This is a genomic window from Roseovarius salincola, assembly GCF_026891095.1.
In the GTDB taxonomy this organism is placed as follows: domain Bacteria; phylum Pseudomonadota; class Alphaproteobacteria; order Rhodobacterales; family Rhodobacteraceae; genus Roseovarius; species Roseovarius salincola.
The window spans coordinates 230,406-252,245 of the sequence record NZ_JAPTNL010000003.1 but is presented as its reverse complement, the minus strand read 5'-3'; the positions used below and the strand labels follow the sequence as shown (position 1 = coordinate 252,245).

Annotated in this window: 16 protein-coding genes; 6 read left to right on the top strand and 10 right to left on the bottom strand. The window is 65.0% G+C overall.

Annotated features, from left to right (window positions below; translation table 11 throughout):
* Positions 1 to 103: 103 nt before the first annotated feature.
* Entirely contained in the window at positions 104 to 3,283 is a 3,180-nt protein-coding gene (locus N5A93_RS06135; protein WP_268954197.1) for a valine--tRNA ligase, read from the bottom strand.
* Between the two features lie 138 nt (positions 3,284 to 3,421).
* Between N5A93_RS06135 and N5A93_RS06130 the strand changes: the two genes are divergently transcribed.
* Entirely contained in the window at positions 3,422 to 4,381 is a 960-nt protein-coding gene (locus tag N5A93_RS06130; RefSeq protein ID WP_268954196.1) for a zinc transporter ZntB, read from the top strand.
* Here the strand turns inward: N5A93_RS06130 and N5A93_RS06125 are convergent.
* Entirely contained in the window at positions 4,378 to 4,812 is a 435-nt protein-coding gene (locus tag N5A93_RS06125) for an Lrp/AsnC family transcriptional regulator (protein ID WP_268954195.1), read from the bottom strand. The genes N5A93_RS06130 and N5A93_RS06125 overlap by 4 nt on opposite strands.
* Positions 4,813 to 4,924: 112 nt before the next feature.
* On the opposite strand from N5A93_RS06125, the gene N5A93_RS06120 reads away from it, so the two are divergent.
* The 3 genes from N5A93_RS06120 to N5A93_RS06110 all read left to right on the top strand — a co-directional run bounded on the left by N5A93_RS06120 (position 4,925) and on the right by N5A93_RS06110 (position 9,460).
* Positions 4,925 to 6,055, top strand: coding sequence for a type III PLP-dependent enzyme (locus N5A93_RS06120; RefSeq protein ID WP_268954194.1), 1,131 nt, complete (start codon positions 4,925 to 4,927; stop codon positions 6,053 to 6,055).
* Between the two features lie 65 nt (positions 6,056 to 6,120).
* Positions 6,121 to 8,418 (top strand): xanthine dehydrogenase family protein molybdopterin-binding subunit, encoded by a 2,298-nt coding sequence (locus N5A93_RS06115; RefSeq protein WP_268954193.1) that lies wholly within the window; start codon positions 6,121 to 6,123, stop codon positions 8,416 to 8,418.
* A complete protein-coding gene (locus N5A93_RS06110) occupies positions 8,396 to 9,460 on the top strand; it encodes a T6SS phospholipase effector Tle1-like catalytic domain-containing protein (protein WP_268954192.1) in 1,065 nt (354 codons plus the stop codon). The genes N5A93_RS06115 and N5A93_RS06110 overlap by 23 nt, the downstream gene beginning before the upstream one ends.
* Before the next feature lie 18 nt (positions 9,461 to 9,478).
* Here the strand turns inward: N5A93_RS06110 and metF are convergent, their stop codons facing one another.
* The gene (metF, locus tag N5A93_RS06105; RefSeq protein ID WP_268954191.1) at positions 9,479 to 10,345 is read right to left on the bottom strand and encodes a methylenetetrahydrofolate reductase [NAD(P)H]; all 867 of its coding nucleotides are present in this window, start codon (positions 10,343 to 10,345) and stop codon (positions 9,479 to 9,481) included.
* 105 nt (positions 10,346 to 10,450) lie between these two features.
* Here metF and N5A93_RS06100 point away from each other — a divergent pair, with 105 nt between their 5' ends.
* Positions 10,451 to 11,380 carry a LysR family transcriptional regulator gene (locus N5A93_RS06100; RefSeq protein ID WP_268954190.1) on the top strand — a complete coding sequence of 310 codons (930 nt, stop codon included), beginning with the start codon at positions 10,451 to 10,453 and terminating at the stop codon, positions 11,378 to 11,380.
* Between the two features lie 51 nt (positions 11,381 to 11,431).
* The gene (locus tag N5A93_RS06095) at positions 11,432 to 12,220 is read left to right on the top strand and encodes an inositol monophosphatase family protein (RefSeq protein ID WP_268954189.1); all 789 of its coding nucleotides are present in this window, start codon (positions 11,432 to 11,434) and stop codon (positions 12,218 to 12,220) included.
* 254 nt (positions 12,221 to 12,474) lie between these two features.
* Here the strand turns inward: N5A93_RS06095 and N5A93_RS06090 are convergent, their stop codons facing one another.
* The 7 genes from N5A93_RS06090 to putA all read right to left on the bottom strand — a co-directional run bounded on the left by N5A93_RS06090 (position 12,475) and on the right by putA (position 21,783).
* The gene (locus N5A93_RS06090) at positions 12,475 to 12,984 is read right to left on the bottom strand and encodes a RidA family protein (RefSeq protein ID WP_268954188.1); all 510 of its coding nucleotides are present in this window, start codon (positions 12,982 to 12,984) and stop codon (positions 12,475 to 12,477) included.
* On the bottom strand, positions 12,977 to 14,866 hold the full coding sequence (locus N5A93_RS06085) for a TRAP transporter permease (RefSeq protein ID WP_268954187.1): 1,890 nt from the start codon (positions 14,864 to 14,866) through the stop codon (positions 12,977 to 12,979). The genes N5A93_RS06090 and N5A93_RS06085 overlap by 8 nt, the downstream gene beginning before the upstream one ends.
* A 116-nt stretch (positions 14,867 to 14,982) precedes the next feature.
* Complete coding sequence (locus N5A93_RS06080; protein ID WP_268954186.1) at positions 14,983 to 16,002, bottom strand: TAXI family TRAP transporter solute-binding subunit; 1,020 nt, start codon at positions 16,000 to 16,002, stop codon at positions 14,983 to 14,985.
* A 151-nt stretch (positions 16,003 to 16,153) separates the two neighbouring features.
* Positions 16,154 to 17,056, bottom strand: a complete 903-nt coding sequence (locus tag N5A93_RS06075) for a LysR family transcriptional regulator (protein WP_268954185.1) — start codon at positions 17,054 to 17,056, stop codon at positions 16,154 to 16,156.
* Positions 17,057 to 17,143: 87 nt separating this feature from the next.
* Positions 17,144 to 17,512 (bottom strand): GFA family protein, encoded by a 369-nt coding sequence (locus N5A93_RS06070; RefSeq protein ID WP_268954184.1) that lies wholly within the window; start codon positions 17,510 to 17,512, stop codon positions 17,144 to 17,146.
* Complete coding sequence (locus N5A93_RS06065) at positions 17,509 to 18,255, bottom strand: rhomboid family intramembrane serine protease (protein ID WP_268954183.1); 747 nt, start codon at positions 18,253 to 18,255, stop codon at positions 17,509 to 17,511. The genes N5A93_RS06070 and N5A93_RS06065 overlap by 4 nt, the downstream gene beginning before the upstream one ends.
* A gap of 90 nt (positions 18,256 to 18,345) precedes the next feature.
* Entirely contained in the window at positions 18,346 to 21,783 is a 3,438-nt protein-coding gene (putA, locus tag N5A93_RS06060; protein WP_268954182.1) for a bifunctional proline dehydrogenase/L-glutamate gamma-semialdehyde dehydrogenase PutA, read from the bottom strand.
* Between the last annotated feature and the right edge of the window lie 57 nt (positions 21,784 to 21,840).

Sequence of the window (21,840 nt, the reverse complement as noted above, 5' to 3'; positions counted from 1 at the left end):
GGTATCGCGGCGCGATGTGCAAGCGGGGCGGGCCGAAGCCCGGAAATCGGGCTTCGGCATCACGTCGGTATCGCGTCGGTATAAGGTCGGTGGCGTAGCGGCTTCAGCCCAGTTCGGCCAGACGGTCGAGCGCGGCGCGCAGCTTGCCTTCTTCTTCCTCGCGCAGGGCGAGGTTTTCGCGGGCTTCCTCGACCACGTCCTCGGGGGCGCTTGCGACGAATTTGGGGTTGTTGAGCCGCCCGCGCAGACCGCCAAGTTCCTTTTCGAGCTTGCCGAGGGTCTTTTCGAGCCGTTCCTTTTCCTCGGCGACGTCGATGATCTCGGCGACGGGCAGGCCGAAATTGCCGCCTTCGACGGTCACGGTGATGCAGCCCTTGGGAAGGGCGTCGACGCGGGTCAGGCTATCGATGCGGGCGATGCGCTTGATCATCACCTCGTTGCGCGCCCAGGCCTCTTTGCCGGCGGCGTCGAGTTCATTGCACAGCACCGGGATATAGAGACCGGCAGGCACATGCACCTGCGCGCGCGCCGAGCGGATCTGTTCGATCACCGAGATCACCCAGTTCATTTCGCGGTCGGCCTGCGCATCGACCAGATCGGCGGAGCGGTAGTCGGGCCAGTCGGCATGGATCAGCATCTTTTGGCGCTCACCCAGAATGCCCCACAGCTCTTCGGTCACATAGGGCATGATCGGATGCAGAAGGATCAGGCATTGATCCATGACCCAAGCCATCGTGGCCTGCGTTTCGGCCTTGGTCGCCTCGTCCCCGTCCAGCAGAAGCGGCTTGGAGAGTTCGACATACCAGTCGCAGACCCGGCCCCAGACAAAGGCGTAAAGCGCATTGGCGGCATCGTTGAAGCGGAAGTTCTGAAGCGCCTCGTCCACCACTTCGCGCACCTTGGCGGTTTCGCCGACGATCCACTTGTTCACGGTGGCTTCGGGTTGGGGAACCTGCCCGTCGCTGCCGGTGGCGCCGTTCATTTCCGCAAAGCGCGCGGCGTTCCAGATCTTGGTGGCGAAATTGCGATAGCCCGCAATGCGTTGCGGCGAAAGTTTGAGGTCGCGGCCCATGGCGGCCATCGCCGTCAGGGTGAAGCGCACCGCGTCCGCGCCGTAATCGTCGATGAGTTCGAGCGGATCCAGAACGTTGCCCAATGACTTGGACATCTTCTTGCCCTTCTCGTCACGCACCAGGGCATGAACATAGACATGGCTGAAGGGTTTCTGCCCGACCACGGCGTATTGCATCATCATCATCCGGGCGACCCAGAAGAAGATGATATCAAAGCCGGTGACCAGCACGCTGGTCGGAAAGTATTTTTCCAGCTCGGGTGTCTGTTCGGGCCAGCCAAGCGTGCCGATGGGCCAGAGGCCCGACGAGAACCATGTATCGAGCACGTCGGGGTCGCGGTTTAGAACTACTTTCCGACGCCCCTCGTGCTCTAGAAAATAATCACCTAGCTCCTTAGATGAAACGAAGTCCTTCCCGCTTATCCCCTGCTTGCGCTCGTAGGAGCTACCCACGATATCGCAGTTCGAGGGATACAGTTTTTTGGCTTTTTCAATCGCCTCTTCTTGCGTCGAAGCACAGATCATAATTTTGCGATTTGCGGCTTGAGCACGAAAGGCTTCACCGAATTCGTTAGGAATGTCGGCCTGCTTTGATCCGCTTTGAACAACATTTCTTGCGAATTGCATTGCTTGATCGCGTAGAGCGAAATCATCAGGATGGGGTCCATACCACACCGGAATCTGATGCCCCCACCAGAGCTGGCGAGAGATGCACCAGGGCTCGATGTTTTCCAGCCAGTGGAAATACACCTTGCGGTCGCTTTCGGGCATGATCGTGACCTCGCCCGAGCGCACGGCATCGAGCGCGGGGCCGACGATCTTGGCGGTGTCGACGAACCACTGGTCGGTCAGCATCGGTTCGATCACGACCTTGGAGCGATCACCGAAGGGCTGCATGATCGGCTTGGATTCGACCAGAGGCACGTCGGAATCCTCGCGCGGGTCGCCGCCTTCTTCGGGCGCGACGGGCACATGCGCGGCCTTGCCGAGGCGGGGGTCGTTTTCCGGCACCATGACGGCGAGGCCCTCATGGGTGATTTCGTCGACCACCTTCTGACGCGCCTCGAAACGGTCGAGTCCGCGCAGGTGGTCGGGCACGAGGTTGAGGTTGTCGACCTCCTCGATGGTGAAATCGGCGCCGTTGGCGATCTCTTGCGCGCGGGCGGCGGCTTCGGCATAGGGCGCGCCATCGTCGCGCAGATGCGCCTTGGTATCCATCAGACGGTACATCGGGATTCCGCCGCGCTTGGCGACCTCGTAGTCGTTGAAGTCATGCGCGCCGGTGATCTTGACCGCGCCCGAGCCGAAATCCGGGTCGGGGTATTCATCGGTGATGATCGGGATCAGGCGGCGATGTTCCTTGGGGCCGACGGGAATCTCGCAGAGTTTCCCGATGATCGGCGCATAGCGTTCATCCGAAGGGTGAACCGCGACCGCGCCGTCGCCCAGCATGGTTTCGGGCCGCGTGGTGGCGATGGCGATGTAATCACGCTCTTCCTCGAACAGCACGTTGCCGTCCTCGTCGCGCTCGACATAGGTATAGGTCTCGCCCCCCGCGAGCGGGTATTTGAAATGCCACATATGGCCGGGGTTCTCGATGTTTTCGACCTCGAGATCGGAAATCGCGGTTTCGAAATGCGGGTCCCAGTTGACCAGCCGCTTGCCGCGATAGATCAGGCCCTTGTCATACATATCGACGAAGACCTTGATGACGGCATCGTGGAAATTACCCTCTTCGCCCGCCGGGGCGCCGGGGGCGCCGGACATGGTGAAGGCGTTGCGCGACCAGTCGCAGGAGGCGCCGAGGCGCTTGAGCTGGTTGATGATCGTGCCGCCGGATTCCTGTTTCCACTCCCAGACCTTTTCAAGGAATTTGTCGCGCCCGAGTTCACGGCGGCCGGGCGCCCCTTCGGCGGCCAGTTTGCGTTCGACCACCATCTGCGTGGCGATGCCCGCATGATCCTGGCCCGGCTGCCAGAGCGTGTCGAAGCCGCGCATCCGGTGCCAGCGGATCAGGATGTCCTGCAACGTGTTGTTGAAGGCATGGCCCATGTGCAGCGACCCCGTCACGTTGGGCGGCGGGATCATGATGCAGAAGCTCTCGGCGCCGGGGGCGGCATTGGCGCCCGCCTTGAAGGCGCCCGCCTGTTCCCACGCGTCGTAGATGCGGCCCTCGGCCTGGGCTGCGTTGAAGGTCTTGTCCATCGCCATTGGGGTCTGTCCTGCGGAATGTCCTTGGTCGGGATCGTCTCTAGCGAATGCACAGGCCAAGGGAAAGGCTGGCGCTGGAATTTATTGCGCTGTGGCGTCATGCTGCCCCGGGGGCGGGGACCGCAGGAAGGGGGCATCATGCAGGCTGTGCAAGCGATGGACATGGACGAGGCGGGTCAGGGCCATGTGGTGGAACCCGGAGGCGGCGCGCCGGACGCAGGTGTTCTGCGCTGGATAAGGGTGGATCTGTCGCAGACGGGCGGCCCAGAATGGCTGTCGCAGTCGGGTCTTGATCCGCTGGTCCTGGCGGCGCTTGGCGCGCAGGATACGAGGCCGCGCTGCACGGTGCATGGCGAGGGCGCTCTGATGAACCTGCGCGGCGTCAACCTGAACCCCGGCGACGAGGTCGAGGACATGGTGTCGGTGCGGCTGTGGATCACCGGGCGCGCGGTGGTTTCGGCCCAGATGCGCCGCCTGATGGCGGCGGGCGATGTGTGGGAGGCCGCCTTGCGCGGGCAGGGGCCGGTGCGCAGCGGCGATCTGGTGGCGCGGCTGGCGCTGCGGCTGGCGGACCGGGCGGAACCGGTGATCGCCGGGCTGAACGAGCGTATCGACGATATCGAGGAAAAGGTCGATCAGGGGCCTTGGGCGGTATCGCGCGCGGATCTGGGGGATGTGCGGCGCATGGCGATCAAGCTGCGACGCCATCTCGCGCCGCAGCGCGATGCGCTCAGCACCTTCGAGATCGAGGACCTTCCGTGGCTGACCCATGAGGATCGCAGCCGCCTGCGCGAGGCGGTCGAGCGTGTCACCCGCCTGTCCGAGGAGCTGGACGCGATTCGCGACCGCGCACAGGTGGTGCAGGATCAGATCATGGAGCACCGCTCCGAGGTGATGAACCGGCAGATGCTGATCCTGTCGGTGGTCGCGGCGATCTTCCTGCCGCTTGGCTTGCTCACCGGGCTGCTGGGAATCAATGTCGGGGGCATGCCGGGGGCCGATGACCCGCGCGCTTTCTGGATCGTCACGGCCGGGCTGGTCGTGGTCGGGATGGCGCTGTTCGGAATATTCCGCATGTTGGGCTGGCTCAGGCGTTAACCCCGACGGTCGAGCTTGGTCGAGAGCTGGATCAGGCTTTCGGATCCCTTGACCCCACGGGTTTCGCCGATGCGGTCAAGCGTGTTGTCCAGGGCCTCGGTGGTGGCGGCCTCGATCCCGACGATCAGGTCGAAGCGCCCCGAAGTGGTATGCACCGTGCGCACATCGGGCAGGGAGCGCAGCCGCGCCAGGACCGCCGGGGCGCTGCGCGGCTCGATGCTGACAAGGGCGGTGGCGCGCAAGGGTGCGCGCAGCCGGTCGGCCAGGCGCAGGGTGTAGCCTTCGATCACGCCCGAGGATTCGAGCCGGTCCAGCCGCGCCTGCACGGTGGTGCGCGCCAATCCCAGTCGGCGCGCCAGAGTCGCCACCGGCGTGCGGGCGTTATCGGCCAGAAGGTCCAGAAGGGCGTGATCGGTTTCGTCTGTTTGCATCGCGCTTTCGTCACTTTGACGTCTATAAGGGGCAGATTACACAAATAGACGCGCGGAATCGACAGCTTTTGCCGCCACACTCAAGAAAACGAGCAGTGCGACAGGACCCTTCATGCGCGAAACACCGAACTGGCCCGACCCCGCCGCCCATATCGCCCGCCACCAGCCTGACACGGCGCTGTTGTATTTCAGCCCGGCGGCGCTTCAGGCTGTGGCGCGGCGGTTCCGGGCCGGGTTCGACGGGTTGGTGACCTATGCGGTCAAGGCCAATGCGGAGGAAGAGGTGCTGGCCAATCTGGTCGCCGCGGGTATCCGCGCCTTCGACGTGGCCAGTCCGCGCGAGATGTATGCGGTGCGCGCGGTCTGTCCTGATGCGGTATTGCATTACAACAACCCCGTGCGCTCGCCCGAGGAGGTTGCCGTGGCGCACGCGCTCGGAGTGGCCTCGGCCTCGGTCGATTGCGCGCGGGAGCTCGAGAAACTGTCGGCCCTGCCGAAATCCACGGAAATCACCGTGCGGCTTGCGCTGCCGGTGGCCGGGGCCGCCTATGATTTCGGCGAGAAGTTCGGCGTCGGGCCGGAGCGCGCCGAAACCCTGCTGCGCGAGGTCGCGGCGCGCGGGTTCGTGCCTTCGATCACCTTTCATCCCGGCACGCAATGTGCCGACCCTTCGGCTTGGGGAAGCTATATCGCGGTCGCGGCGGATGTTGCACGAGCGGCTGGCGTACGGCTGGCGCGGCTTAATGTGGGTGGCGGCTTTGCCTCGCATCGGGGCGGGACGGCGCCCGATCTGGAAGCGGTCTTTGACCATATCCGCGCCGAAACCCTGCGCTGTTTTGGCGCCGATGCGCCGGATCTGGTGTGCGAGCCGGGCCGCGCGATGGTGGCGGATGCCTTTTCGCTGGCGGCGCGCGTCAAGGCGCTGCGCGAGAACGGATCGGTTTTTCTGAACGATGGTATCTATGGCGGGTTGACCGAAATCCGCGACATCGGCGCGCCGGAGCGGATCAGGGTTGTTTCGCCCGAAGGTGCGTTGCGCCACGCACCGCCGGTGGCGCGCGTGGTCTTTGGCCCGACTTGCGACAGTATCGACCGCCTGCCGGATGCGTTGCCGCTGCCCGGTGACATGGAAGAGGGCGATTTTGTGCTGTTTGACGGCATGGGCGCCTATTCACGCAGCCTGACCACACGGTTCAACGGCTATGGATTGGGCGGTTCGGTCACGGTGGCGTCTCTGACCTGACGGGCTCTGGACATGCGCGTTTCGCCCGCTAGGGTCCAAAGCGGTGGCGCGCGAAAGGGCAGAGCATGGAAAAATTCGGGAAAAGTCAGCCGGTCAGGCGGATGGAAGACGGGCGGTTTCTGACCGGGCAGGGGCGTTATGTGGACGATATCGCGCCCAAGGGGGCGCTGGTGGCGCATGTGCTGCGCGCGCCGGTGGCGCATGCGCGCATCACCGGGCTTGATGTCGAAGAGGCCCGCGCCGCACCGGGCGTGCGCCTTGTGCTGACGGCCGAGGATCTGGCCGCGGCCGGGATCACCGAGGCGATGGCCTTCAACACGGTGAAGAACCGGGACGGCACCCCGGCGGCGGCGCCGCGCCGCCCGATCCTGGCCGAAGACCGCGTGCGTTTCGTGGGCGAGCCGGTGGCGATGATTGTCGCCGATACGCTGGCCGAGGCGCGCGATGCGGCCGAGATGATCGGGTTCGATTACGATGATCTGCCCGCCCATATGGATATCGGGCCGGGGGGCGAGCCGCTGCATGAAGAGGCACCCGAGAACCGCGCGTTTGACTGGGGCATGGGCGACGAGGCGGTTGTGGAGGCGGCGATCGCCAGCGCCAGGCATGTGGTGCGCATGAAGGTGCATGACAACCGAATCATCGCCAACCCGATGGAGCCGCGCGGCTGTTACGCCGAAATCCAGGGCAACCGCCTGCATGTGGCGGTGAACGGTCAGGGCGTGTGGGGCACCAAGCGCAATCTTGCGCGGGTGCTGAACATGGAGGCCGGGGATATCCGCGTGACCAACCCTGATGTGGGCGGCGGGTTCGGGACCAAGGCGATGGACTACCCCGAAACCTATCTGGTCGCCCATGCCGCGCGCCTGTTGGGCCAGCCGGTGCGCTGGATGGCGGACCGGGGCGACACCATGCTGAGCGACAATGCGGGCCGGGGTCTTGATCACGATCTGACGTTGGGTTTTGACGAGGATCTCAGGATCACCGCCTACCGGGTCGACAGCCGGGTGGATCTGGGCGCCTATTGCAGCACGATGGGGCAGGGCATTCAGACGGATCTCTTTTCCAAGGTCTTGATGGGGGTCTATGACGTGCAGGATGCGTTCCTGCATGTGGAGGGGTTCTTTACCAACACCACGCAGGTCGATGCCTATCGCGGGGCCGGGCGGCCCGAGGCGATCTATGCGCTGGAGCGGATCATGGACCGCGCCGCGCGTGAATTGGGCGTGGATACATGGGATCTGCACCGGCGAAATTTCATAAACCGGGATGCCTTTCCCTATGTCTCGGCCACGGGGGAAACCTATGATGTGGGCGATTTCCATCGCGTGCTGGACCGTGCCGAGGCGGAATGCGACCGCGCGGGCTTTGCCATGCGCAAGGCCGAGAGCGCCGCGCGCGGGCGGCTGAGGGGCATGGGCCTTTGTTACTATATCGAAAGCATTTTGGGGAATCCTTCGGAGACGGCGAAAGTCGAATTCAACGAGGATGGCAGCGTGTCGATCTACGTGGGCACTCAATCGAACGGGCAGGGGCACGAGACCGTCTATGCCAGTTTCCTGTCGGATCAGACCGGCATCCCGATCGACCGGATCGAGGTGGTGCAGGGTGACAGCGACCGCATCAAGACCGGCGGTGGCACCGGGGGGTCGCGCTCGGTCACGACGCAGAACAACGCGACATTGGCGACGGTCACCAGCATGATCGCGGCCTTCGCATCCTACCTTGGCGAAAAGACCGGGGTCGGGGAAAGCGATATCACCTTCGATGACGAGCGGTTCCGCGTGCCGGGATCGAACCTGACGCCCACCCTGACCGAGGTCGCGGCCATGGCGCGCGCAGACGGGCGAAGCGAGTTAATGATGCATGAGGAAACCGCGACGCTTCCGGCGCGTTCATATCCTAATGGCGCGCATGTGGCCGAGGTCGAGATCGACCCGGAGACCGGCAAGGTCACCTTGGAACGCTACACGGTGGTTGACGATTTCGGCAACCTGATCAACCCGATGCTGGTGGAAGGGCAGATCCATGGCGGCGTGGTGCAGGGTGTCGGGCAGGCCTTGTGCGAACATGTGGTGCATGACGAGGACGGGCAGTTGCTCACGGCAAGTTTCATGGACTACGCCATGCCGCGCGCCGATGATGTCCCTATGTTCCGCTTTGCGACCGAGCCGGTGCCATCGACCGCCAATGTCATGGGCATGAAGGGCTGTGGCGAGGCGGGCACCGTCGGGGCAATGGCGGCGACCGCCAACGCGGTGGCCGATGCGCTCTGGGAAAAGGGAGTGCGGCAGGCCGACATGCCATTCACGCCGCACCGCGTGTGGAAGATGTTGAACGATGTCATGGCGCCAGTGGACTAAACGCCTTTATGCGTTGCTGCGCCCCGGCCTGCGCCAGGGGCAGAGCGGATTCACGCGGTCGCGCGGGCAAGTCACGCATGTACTGATTCTGGATGGCACCATGTCGTCGCTGGTGGAGGGCGACGAAAGCAATGCGGGACTGACCTATAAGCTGCTGAGGGAAATGAGCGGGCCGTCGCTGTCGGTCTATTACGAGGCCGGGTTGCAGTGGCAGGACTGGCGCACGACACCGGATGTGATGATGGGGCGAGGGATCAACCGGCAGATCCGGCGCGCCTATGGCTATCTTGCCAGCCGCTATCGCGCGGGTGACCGGATCTTCCTGTTCGGCTATTCGCGGGGCGCTTATGCAGTGCGCTCTTTGGCCGGGGTGATCGACCGGGTGGGGCTGTTGAGGGCCGAGCACGCGACGGTGCGCAATATCGTCACCGCCTATCGGCATTACCAGTCAGCGCCCGGCAGCCCCGCGGCACGGGACTTCAGGGCCGCCCTTTGTCACGGCGCCGCACCTGTGGAAATGGTCGGCGTCTGGGATACCGTGAAGGCGCTTGGCCTGCGCCTGCCGATTCTGTGGCGCTGTTGGAGCGCCGAGGCGCATGCCTTTCACAACCACCATCTTGGCCCGACGATCCAGCATGGCTTTCATGCACTGGCGCTGGATGAGACTCGATCGGTCTTCGAGCCGGTCCTGTGGTCATCGCCGCCCGAGTGGAATGGCCGGGTCGAACAGGTGTGGTTCCGCGGCACGCATGGCGATGTGGGCGGGCAGTTGGGCGGGTTTCACGCGGCGCGGCCGCTGTCGAACATCCCGCTGGTCTGGATGCTGGAACGCGCCGAAAGCTGCGCTTTGCCCTTGCCCGAGGGCTGGCGCATGCGCTTTCCCATTGATCCCGAGGCGCCATCGGTGGGCACCTGGCGGGGATGGGGCAAGCTGTTCCTGCTCAGGGCGCGGCGGCGCGTGGGACAGGAACACAGCGAGCGCCTGCACGAAACCGCCCGGCCAGGCGACATGGATGTGCCGGTGGCCGGGCAGCAGGTCTGATCCCGGGAAAAGGGTGTCTCAGGCGACGTCGCGCAGGCTGACCTTGGGCGAGATGCCAAGAGCGTGGCACACGTCGCGCGTCAGTTCCGGACGGTTCAGCGTGTAGAAATGCAGGTCCTCGACCCCGCCCTCGATCAGCTCGCTGCAAAGCTCGGTGGCCAGCGCCGTGGCCAGCAGATCTTGACGGTTGTCGCGGATCGCCTTGTCGAAGGTATCGTCCAGCCAGGCGGGAATGCCCGTGCCGCAAGAGGTGGCGAATTTGCGCACGCCGGTCCAGTTCTCGATCGGCAGCACGCCGGGGATGATCGGCGCGTCGATGCCCGCCTTCACGCAGGCGTCGCGGAAGCGAAAGAACGTTTCGGCCTCGAAGAAGAACTGTGTGATCGCCTCGCAGGCGCCTGCGTCGATCTTGCGCTTGAGCCAGTCGATATCGGCCTTGCTGTCGGCGGCCTCGGGGTGTTTCTCGGGATAGGCGCCGACACGGATGGTGAAATTGCCGGTATCGGCCAGCGCCTCGATCAGTTCGCAGGAATTGGCGAAACCGTCGGCATGCGGTGTGAAACCGGCCGAACCCTTGGGCGGGTCGCCGCGCAGGGCGACGATCTCGCTGACGCCGGCCTGGTGGAAACCATCGGCGATCGCCAGGGTCTCTTCGCGGGTGGCCTCGACGCAGGTCAGGTGGGCCGCGACATTGAGGCCGGTGGCCTTGTGCAGGGTGCTGACCGCCTCGCGCGTCAGTTCGCGCGTGGTGCCGCCAGCGCCGTAAGTGACGGAAACGAAACGCGGATCGAGCGGCGCGAGCGTGTGGATCGTATCCCAGAGGCGAAACGATGCCTCGAGCGATTTGGGCGGAAAGAATTCAAAGGAGACGCGGGGCGTGGACATTGGTTCGATCCATTTTGCATGCTTTTCAGGTTGTCCCCTTGTTGCAGTTGCAGCATTGTGAGACAACTTCATAATATTCATGGTTTATGTGAGGCGTGCTAATATATGCATATCGAACTGCGGCATCTGAGGACGATCCGGGCGATCCATCGGGCGGGCGGTATCGCGCGCGCGGCGGACCTGTTGCACATCACCCAATCCGCCCTGAGCCATCAGATCAAGGGGCTGGAGGACCAGGCCGGGGTGGAGCTGTTCGTGCGCCGCTCCAAGCCGCTCAAGCTGTCGGCGGCGGGGCAGCGTTTGCTGCGCGTGGCCGAAAAGGTGCTGCCCGAGGTCGAGGCGCTGGAGGGCGAGTTCGGCGGGCTGCGGCAGGGCTCGGCGGGGCGGATGCATATCGCCATCGAATGCCATGCCTGTTTCGAGTGGCTGTTCCCTGTGCTGGAGCAGTTCCGCAAGGCCTGGCCCGAGGTGGATGTGGATATCCGCCCCGGCCTTGCCTTTGATGCGCTGCCTGCGCTGCGCAAGGAGGAGGTCGATCTGGTGGTGTCCTCGGACCCCGAGGACCTGCCCGGCGTCACCTTCAAGCCGCTCTTTGATTACGAGCCTGTTTTCGTGGCCTCGAGCCAGCATCCGCTGGCGCAAAAGCCCTTTGTCGTCGCCGAGGATTTCCGCGAGGAAACGCTGATCACCTATCCGGTGGACCGCGCCCGGCTGGATGTGTTCACTGCCCTGCTGACCCCGGCCAAGGTCGAGCCGCGCATGATCCGGCAGGTCGAGCTGACGGCGGTGATCCTGCTGCTGGTCGCGTCTAACAGGGGGGTTGCGGTGCTGCCGGACTGGGTGGTGCGCGAGCTGCGCACGAGCAGCGATTACGTGACCCGGCCGTTGACGGAAAATGGTGTCACCAAAAGGCTTTACGCCGCGATCCGGGAAGAGGATGGCGACAAGCCCTATGTCGCTCACCTGATCCGGCTGGCACGCGAGATCCCGGTGAGGATGCAGCGTGGCGAGTCGGAGCGGCGAGACCACTTGTAAGCAAGGCGCGGGCGGCGTATACGCGCGGCCTGAACGCAAGGGAGCCAAGCGATGCCGGGCAGTGCCAACCTCAATGTCATGATCAAGGCCGCGCGCAAGGCGGGGCGGTCGCTGGTCAAGGATTTCCGCGAGGTCGAGCAATTGCAGGTCTCGATGAAGGGCGCGGGCGATTTCGTCAGTCGCGCCGACCTCGCGGCCGAGAAGATCATCAAGGACGAGCTGATGGAGGCGCGCCCCACCTATGGCTGGCTGGCCGAGGAGGGCGGCGCCGAGGATGGCAAGGATCCGACCCGCCGCTGGATCGTCGATCCGCTGGACGGAACGTCGAATTTCCTGCACGGGCTGCCCCATTGGGCGATCTCCATCGCGTTGGAACATAAGGGAAAAATAGTGGCAGGCGTCATCTTTGACGCGGCCAAGGACGAGATGTTCTTTGCCGAAAAAGGTGAGGGCGCCTGGTTGAACGAGAGCCGTCTGAGGGTGTCGGGACGCAGCAAGATGATCGAGTCGATCTTTGCGACGGGCGTGCCCTTTGGCGGGCGCGTCGACCTGCCGGCGACCTTGCAGGATCTGGCGCGGCTGATGCCCGCCTGTGCGGGTGTGCGACGCTGGGGGGCGGCGGCGCTGGACATGGCCTATGTGGCCGCCGGTCGCTACGAGGGGTTCTGGGAGCGCGGGCTCAACGCCTGGGACCTGGCGGCGGGGATCGTGATCCTTCAGGAGGCGGGGGGCTTTGTAGAGCCGCTGGCCGAAGGGGGGGATATCCTCGAGGATGGCGAGGTGGTCTGCGCCAACGAGGTGATCTTCGAGAAGTTCGCCAGGATGATCCGCGGCCGGTGATCCCGAATCGGGGTCAAGCCATTGGTTAACTGAGAAAAACGACGATCTGTATCGCGTCGGCAGCGTGTCGGTATCGCGTCGGTCTTCGCCGCCGCAGCGCGCGCAGGTTAACACGGCGAACGCCAATAACGCGCGCCGTTCCGTACCGAATGCCCGTGGCGGCCGCAGGACGCCTCCGGCGGGAGTATTTGGGGCAAGATGAAGCCGCCGGGATGATGGGGCCGGCGTTCCGGGATCCGCGAGGGCGGCGCGCGTCAGAGCGGCATCGGGCGGCGCAGCGCGGCGGTCACTTCGATCAGGACGGGCGCGTTGCGCGGCAGGCTGCGCACGCCGATGACCGAGCGCGCGTGTCGGCCTTGGTCGCCAAGGGTCCGGATGAGGTAGTTCGAGGCGCCGTCCGCCACGGCGGAGATGTCGTGGAAGCTGTCATCATGTGCGACATAGCAGGTCATCCGCAGAATCCGGCCGAGATTTTCCAGGCCGCCGGCAGATTGGTTGAGCCAGGCCAGGACCTGCTGGGCGCAGAGGCGCGCGGCGTCATGGGCCGCATCGCCCGTCAATGCCTGCCCGACCGGGCCGACAAAGGCCAGCGCGCCGTCGCGTTTTGGAATCTGGCCCGCGACGAAGGCCATGGTGCCTTCGATGACCACCAGTTCATAGGGGTACCGGGTGCCTTCGGGGGCGGGCAGGCCGGCCACGATATCGCCAAGGGCGTTGCCCTGCCGGGCAGGGTGGCTTTTTGCGATATGGTCGCTTTCAGTCATGTCCCGATCCTTTCAACATGTGGCCGCGCGATCCGTGCCGCTGCCAGCCCCAGACGCCGATGAAGAGCACGACGGCGATGGCGCTGAGAAGGGAGCTTGGGGCGATCAGCATGGCGGCGGACAAAAGCAGCAAGCCGCGCCCGAGCCAGCCGAGGCCGCGCCCCCCGAGCCAGCCGGTGAACTCGATCGAAAGCGCGATGATCGCCAGAGCAGAGCGCATCAGCACCGCCAGAAGGCCGAGCCAGCTGCCCTGTCCGAGCAGTTCGGGATTGGCGACGAAGAGAAACGGGATCACATAGGCCGGCATCCCGAGGGCAAAGGCGCGCCAGCCGACGGATGTGGATGTCGCCCCGGCGATCGGCGCCGCGGCGAAGGCCGCCACCGCCACGGGCGGCGTGATCTGCCCCAGCACGGCATAATAGAACACGAAGAGATGCGCCGAAAGCGGGCTTGCCCCGAGATCCACGAGCGCCGGTGCGACCAGCGTGGCCTGGATGATATAGGCCGGGGTCGTGGGCATCCCCATGCCGAAGACGAAGGCCGCCAGCATGGCGATGAACAGTGCGATATAGAGATTGCCGTCGGCAAAGGCGATCACGAGGCTGCTGAAGCGGAAGCCGAGTCCTGAAATCTGAACGATCCCGACGATGATCCCCGCCGAGGCACAGGCGATCGCGACCGTGACCGCCGCGCGCGCGCCCAGTTCGAGCCCCTGCGCCAGCACGGCCGGGGATACCATCGTGGAGCGGCGCAGGAAGGGCGTGACCAGCGTTGCAACGACGCCGTAAAAGGCGCAGAGGCTGGGCGTGTAACCCATGATCAGGAAGGTCATGATCACCATCAGCGGCATCAGGAAAGTCCAGCCCGCCTTGAAATCGCGCCAGGTATCGCCCTTGACCGAGCGTTCGAGCGGTTGCAGCCCCTGCTTGAGCGCCTCCCAGTGGACGGCCACGAAGAGCGAGCAGAAGAAAAGGAGCGCGGGAAGCGCGGCGGCGGTGATGACCTCCTGGTAGCTGATACCGAGGATCGCGGCCATCAGAAACGCGGCGGCGCCCATGATCGGCGGTGTGATCTGCCCGCCGGTGGAGGCGACGGCCTCGACCGCGCCGGCGAAGGTTTTCGGGTAGCCCAGCCGTTTCATCATCGGGATGGTGATCGCGCCGGTGGTCGCCACATTGGCGACGGAACTGCCCGACATCGTGCCCATCAGGGCGCTGGCGATGACGGCCATCTTGGCGGGCCCGCCGCGCGAGGCGCCGGTGGCGGATTTGGTGATGTTGACGAAGAAATCGCCGCCGCCGATGACCTGAAGCAGCGCGCCGAACACCACGAAGAGGAAGATGAAATCCGTCGAGACGCCGAGCGCGACGCCGAAGATGCCTTCGAAGCTGAAATACATCTGGTCGACGAATTCGTTGAGATCGACCCCCTTGTGCGCGAGCGGGCGAAGGAATTCGGAATGGCGCAGGTCCGGGCCGATGAAGCCATAGAGGATGAACACGAGGCACAGCCCGGTGATGGCAAGGCCCAGTGCCCGGCGCGTCAGTTCGAGCACCACCACGACCGTGCCGAGCGCGACGAACAGTTCCAGCGGTGTCGCCGCCCGCGTCCAGGGCGGGCGCACCACGATCGACGCATGGTTGAAGATCAGGTAGCCAAGGCAGACAGCCGACAGGAGGATCATGGCCCAGTCGAACACCCGGCCGAAACCCCGCCCGACCGAGCGATAGATCAGGAAGCCGATCACAAGCGAGAACAGCAGGTGCGTCCCCCGAAGGATCAGGTCGGGAAAGAGGAAGAAGGGCGAGGCCACGGCCAGGTGGAAGATCGCCATAGTCACGGCGAGGGCGGCGATGGTTTTCTCGCGGTCGGGGAGGGTCATTGGCGGGCCTTCATTGCATCACCGGACATCTGCGGCGGTTGATCAGGTGCCCGGGCCGGGCCTGATCGGACTGTCGGGGGGAGGGCACGCGGGCCGTGACGGCCCGCGCGTTCGGATCACTGATCTGCAAGCTTGGCGTCGTCCATCGGGATGCCCTGTTCCTCATAGAAGCGGGCGGCACCGGGATGGATCGGGACCAGCATGCCCCGGCCTGCGGTGTCTTCCTCGATATACTGCAGCAGGGCGTGGGTTTTCTGGAATTTCTCGAGATTGTTCCAGATGGTCGAGGTGATCTTGTAGGCGGTGTCCTCCGACATCTCGTCCGAGGCGAAGAGGAATGTCTTGGTCCCGACCGAAATGGCGGGTTCCGATTGTCCCTTGTAGAGCCCGACAGGCAGCGTCACCTTGGAGAAGCCGTTGCCGTGTTCCTGAAGATAGGTGTCGACCTTGTCCTCATCGAGCGAGAGCACACGGATGTCGCGGGCGGTTTCGGTCGCAAGCACGGTGGAATGCGGATAGAGCGCCACCCACATGACCGCGTCCAGCTGGCCGTTGCGCAGGCCGTTCTGGGATTCCTTCCAGCTCAGGTGGTGGACCTTGCCGCCGCCCTCTTCAATATCCTCGATGGTCAGGCCATGCACTTCGAGAAGGTTCTTGAAGGCGTTCCAGGATGTCTGTCCGGGCTGACCGGCGCTGATCTGTTTTCCGACCAGGTCCCCGACCGACCGGATGTCCGATTTCGCATCGACCCAGATCTGGATCGCGCTGGGAAAGAAGGTCATCAGGCCACGGATGTTGCGGACCGGGTTTTCCGGTGTCGCGGGGTCGCGCCCGGCCCAGGCGTCGGCGGCGTTGCTGGCGGAGGTGATGCCCAGATCGGCTTCGCCTGCCGAGACGCGCAGCAGGTTGGGGCCAGAGCCGCCGGGCTGCACGCCGACGACGCTGTCGGGGAACGCGCCGCGCATCAGGTCGCCAAGGCCGGTGGCAACGACATTGAACGTGCCGCCGCTTGGCCCGCCGCCGATATTCAGGAAATCGGGGTCTTGTGCATGTGATGCGGTTCCGAATGAGAATGCGGCGGCTGCGGCAGCACCGGCAGCGGCCAGCACGAAACGGCGTTGCAAGGTCTTTGTCATGTGAAGTCTCCCTTTGTGTGCTGGCACGGTAGGGGGAGCGATTTCGCCGGGGCAAGGTATTATATTGCAAATCATGATAAAAAATAGCTATTTATAGGCAAAAGTTATAAGTGAATAGGCCCGCTCTATCGGCGGGCGGGCGGGCAAGCGCCTAGCGCTCCCATCGTGGCTGCAAGGCCAGTTCGAGATGCTCGACGAAGCGCTGGGCCGCCGGGGGAAGCGAGCGGCCCTTGCGGGTGATCAGGCCGATTTCGCGAAAGAGGGGCGGGTCGAGAAGCGTACGGAACACCAGTTCGTTGCCGATCGAATCCACCGACATCTGCGGCAGCGCGGCGATCCCGAGATTGGTTTTCAGCAGCGACAGCGCCGTGGCGATGTTGGAGACCTCGACCCAGGGTGACCTGATGTTGTCGGGAAGGTCTGTGACGGTATCGAGCACCGGGCGGATCCCCGTATCGGAGGAGAACGAGATATAGGGATATCCCGTCAGCTCGCTCCAGCCCAGCGGTGTGGTTTCGCGCGCGAGCGCATGTGATTTATGGATGACCGCGCCGAACGGGTCGCGCAGCAGCGGGTCGAACTGCAATTCGTTGATGTGCTTGGTGCGCCCGGCAACGCCGAGATCGACCTCGCCGCTGAGCACCCGGTCGCGCACGCCCGACGAGTTGTCGTCATAAAGCGACAGCCGGATATTGGGGTAGGCGAGCGAGAAGCTCTGGATCGTGCGGGGCAGGATGTTGGTCGCCACCGAAGGCAGCACGGCCACCGAGACGCTGCCATGGGTGCCCTCGGCCACGGCATGGAGCTGCGAAAGGGTGGTGTCGAGATCCTCGATGATGCGCTCGACGCTTGGCAGGAACGCCTTGCTGGCCTTGGTCAGGCGCAGAACCTTGGTCGAGCGGTCGAACAGCTTCATCCCGAGGATGTCTTCGAGTTGCCTGATCGCAGTGGTGACCGAAGGTTGTGACATCGCCAGCGCCTCGGCGGCGCGGGTGAAGGAGCCTTCCCGCGACACGACGACAAAGGCGCGAAGCTGCGTGATCGTGACTTTCATGTGCTCAACCGGTTTCGTGGCGTTCAAGTTTAGTTCTGTGCCTGCGCCGGTGGCAAGCCGGATCGGCGGCCCCGTGGCGGCGCGCGGTCAGTCGTCGGAGGGGTGGTTCACGCCATCGACCCATGGGATCGGGTCGAGGTCGCGCGGGTTGATGCCGTCGAGGCAGCCGAGATTGATGCCGTATTCATTCGGGTTCGAGCGGCGGCGGTGATGGGTGTAGATGCCGCAGACCGAGCAGAAGTAATGCCGCGCGGTGCCGCTGCCCCATTGATAGAGCGTCAGCTTGTCAGCGCCGCGCAGCACGGTGACACCGTCGAGCGGCGCAGAGACCGCCGCCGCGCCGCGCCGCCGGCAAAAGGAGCAATCGCAGCGCCGCGCCGTGGCGAGCCCGCCGCTGAGCGTCACGCGAAGTTCGACCGCGCCGCAATGGCATGTGGCTGTGAGGGGGGCGTTCATTTGCGCCGCCGCACGCGCGGGATGGGCGTGCGCCGGTAGCGATAGCGCGCCTCGGGATGGGGCGGGCGGCCGTCGGTGCGATCCCAGTAGCGCGTGCCGCCACGGCGCAGGAAAATGGGCAGTGTCAGCACCAGCCCCACGAGGAAGCCCCCGGCATGCGCCCAATAGGCGACCCCGCCGCTCATCGGATCGGCGCCGATGCCGCTGAAGAGTTGCATCGCGAACCAGAGACCCAGCATGGCCCAGGCGGGCACCGGGACGATCTTGACGATGAAGATGATGATCAGCAGCACATCGACGCGGGCCTTTGGATAAAGGAGAAGGTAACCGCCCATGACCCCGGCGATTGCCCCCGAAGCGCCGACGGTGGGCACCTGTGAATAGGGCGCCGAGACGAGATGCACCGCCGCCGCCCCGAGGCCCGAGGCGAGATAGAAGGCGAGGTAGCCGAGATGGCCCATCTCGTCTTCCAGATTGTCGCCGAAGATCCACAGGAACAGCATGTTGCCCGCAAGGTGCATCCAGCCCCCATGCAGGAACATCGAGGTGAACATGGTCGGCCAGGTGCCCTGATCGCTGACCAGAAGCGGGGTCATGGCCCAGTCATAGAAGAAAAGCTGCAACTGGCGGGGATCTGAAAACAGAGGCCAGTAGCTGAGGAACACCACCACGTTGATCGCGATCAGCGCGTAGGTGACATAGGGTGTGCCCCGCGAGGGGTTGTGATCGCGGATCGGGAACATGCCGGAGTGTTGGCGCGCCCGCGCTGACAGGTCAAGCGAAAGCCATCTGCGCCCGCCGGGGGGATCCGGCGGGCGCAGAGATCCGGGCGGTCACGCCATACCGCCCAGAAGTGCCGCATTGCCGCCCGCCGCCGTCGTATCGACGCAGACATGGCGTTCATGCAGCACATGGCCCGTGTCGGGCAGGCCGGTGATCAGCGGCAGGATCGGCCCGCTGCGTTGGCTGAGCGCCTCGACACAGGCGCGCGCCTCGGCGGCGTCGCCCCAGTGAAGCGCGCCCGAGATTCCATCGAGAGCGCGCAGCGTCTCGGGCGGAACATGCCCCGTGGCGACAACCGCGATACCGCCAAGGTCACGGACCGCGCGGGCCTGTGCCTCTGCCGCCGCTTTGCCCGGCCCGAGGCAGAGCAGCGCCGGGCGTGTATGGGTCGTCAGGCGGTTCGATTCACCCGTCGGCCCCGGCAGGACGAGCGCTTCGCGCCGTTCGGCCTGCTGGCTGTTGGCACGGGTGAGCGCGGTCTTGAGTTCACCGAGGGGCATGTCGCCGCTCCAGCCTGCATCACCGCCCGCATCCGGCGCGGCGTGACGCGTGAAGCGCGCCAGGTAATGCGGGCCGCCCGCCTTGGGGCCGGTGCCCGACATGCCCTCGCCGCCGAAGGGCTGGGAGCCGACGATCGCACCGATCTGGTTGCGGTTCACATAGATGTTGCCCGCGTGGATGCGGTCGGTCACATGCTGGACGCGGTCGTCGATCCGGGTTTGCAGCCCGAAGGTCAGCCCGTAGCCGGTGGCGTTGATCGCGTCGATCACGCGGTCCAGTTCCTCGGCGCGGAAGGTGGCGAGATGCAGCACCGGGCCGAAGATTTCGCGCTCCATGTCGGCGATGCCGCCGACCCGGATCAGGCTGGGCGCGATGAAGGTGCCGGTATCGGGTGATTTCATCGTGTGGATCAGGCGCCCGTCGGCGCGGGCCTGCTGGATATGGGCGGCGATGTTGCTGCGGGCCTCGTCGTCGATCACCGGGCCGACATCGGTCGAGAGATGCCAGGGCGCGCCGATGGAAAGCGCGTCCATCGCGCCGGTCAGCATTTCGATGAAGGGTTCGGCGATGTCTTCCTGCACATAGAGGCAGCGCAGTGCCGAACAGCGCTGGCCGGCGGACTGGAAGGCGGATTCGACGATCGCCTGCACCGCCTGTTCGGGCAGGGCGGTAGAATCCACGATCATCGCGTTGAGCCCGCCGGTTTCGGCGATGAAGGGCGCGCCGGGCGCGAGGTTCTTGGCCATGGCGCTGCGGATCTTGAGCGCGGTTTCGGTGGAGCCGGTGAAGGCAACGCCATCGACGCGCGGATCGCAGGTGAGGGCCGCGCCCACATCGCCCGCGCCGGGCAGCAGTTGCAGCGCCGCCTTGGGCACGCCCGCCTTGTGCATGAGCTGCACCGCCAGGTGCGAGATGATCGGCGTCTGTTCGGCGGGCTTGGAGAGCACCGCGTTGCCCGCCGCCAGCGCCGCGCTGATCTGTCCGGTGAAGATGGCCAGCGGGAAGTTCCAGGGGCTGATGCAGGTGAAGGTGCCCACGGCTTCGCCTTCGGGGGCGTTGGCCGCGTAATAGCGCAGGAAATCCACCGCCTCGCGCAGTTCGGCAACGGCGTCCATCACCATCTTGCCCGCCTCGCGGTGGACGATGGCGAACAGCTCGCCGAAGTTTTCCTCGTATAGATCGGCCACCTTGTTGAGCACTGCCGCGCGTTCGCTGGCGGGCGCGTCCCAGGGGCGGGCGGCGTCGAGGGCGGTGTTCACGTCGGCTTCGCTGGCGAAGGCGACGGTGCCGGGGCTGTCGGCGGGATCGGCGGGGTTGGTGACGGGCTCGGGATCGCGCGGCGCGCTTTTGCCCGCCAGAAGCGGGGCGGCCTTCCAGACATGCGTGGCGAAGGGATCGCGCGCGGCGTCGATCGCATCGAGCGTGGGCTGGTGCGAAAGGTCGAAGCCCATGGAGTTGCGGCGCTCGGGCTGGAAAAGGTCCGGCCCGGTGGTCAGTTTCGGCGTGTCGTCATGGATCGCCTCGAACGGGTCGCGGGCGACGGTTTCGGGGGCGACATCCTCGTCCACGATCTGGTTGACGAAGCTGGAATTCGCGCCGTTCTCGAGCAGACGGCGCACGAGATAGGCCAGAAGGTCGCGATGCGCGCCCACGGGGGCGTAAATCCGGCAGCGGGTGCCCTCGGCGCGCAGGATGATGTCGTGCAGCGCCTCGCCCATGCCGTGAAGGCGCTGGAATTCGAAGGCTGACCGGTCCTCGGCCATGTCGAGGATCGCGGCGGCGGTATGGGCATTGTGGGTGGCGAATTGCGGATAGATCCGGTCGGTCATGTTCAGCAATTTGCGGGCGTTGGCGATATAGCTGATATCGGTCGCCGCCTTGGAGGTGAAGACGGGAAAGCCGTCGATGCCTTCGACCTGCGCCAGCTTGATCTCGGTGTCCCAATAGGCGCCCTTGACCAGCCGCACCATGATCCGCCGGTCCAGCCGTGTGGCGAGCTCGTGAAGGAAATCGAGCGTTGGCGCGGCGCGCTGGCCATAGGCCTGCACCACGACGCCAAAACCGTCCCAGTCCGCCAGCGAGGGCTCCGAAAGCACGGTCTCGATCACCTCGAGCGAGAGCGACAGGCGGTCGGCCTCCTCGGCGTCGATATTGAGGCCCATGCCTGCGGATTTGGCCAGGAGCGCGAGGGAGCGCAGGCGCGGCACCAGCACATCCATCACCTGTTCGCGCTGGGCGACCTCGTAGCGGGGGTGCAGCGCCGAGAGCTTGACCGAAATGCCGGGATTGTCGCGGATGTCGGCATTGGTGCAGGCATTGGCGATGGCTGTGATCGCGCGCGAATAGCTGAGATGATAGCGGGTCGCGTCGGCATCGGTGCGCGCGGCTTCGCCCAGCATGTCATAGGAATAGGAGTAGCCTTTCTTTTCCATGCCGGCGGCGCGTTTCATGGCGGACTGGATGGTTTCGCCCAACACGAACTGGCGGCCCATTTCCTTCATCGCGCGCCCGACGGCGGTGCGGATCACCGGCTCGCCGAGACGGCGGATGGCGCCGCGCAGATGGCCGACGACGCCGGGATCCTCGTCCTTGAGCACCTTGCCGGTGAGCATCAAGGCCCAGGTCGAGGCGTTGACCAGCGGCGAGGCGGAATGGCCCATATGCTTGCCCCAGTCGGAGGGCGCGATCTTGTCCTCGATTAGGGTGTCGATGGTTTCGGCGTCGGGAACGCGCAGCAGCGCCTCGGCAAGGCACATGAGGGCGATGCCCTCATCCGTCGAAAGGCCATATTCGGCCAGGAACACTTCCATCAGGCCGGGGCTGGATTGGCCGCGGATTTCGCGCACCAGGGCGGCACCGCGCGTCACGATGCGGGCGCGGTCGGATTCGGACAGCGCGGCCAGTTCGGTCAGCCGCTCGATGGTGGCGGCTTCATCGGCATAGGTGGCAAGGTCGATAATGCGGCGGATATCGCTGTCATATGGCATGGGATTACCTCAAGGTGGATTGACCCATCATATCACCGCGAGGTAAGTCATTTTTCC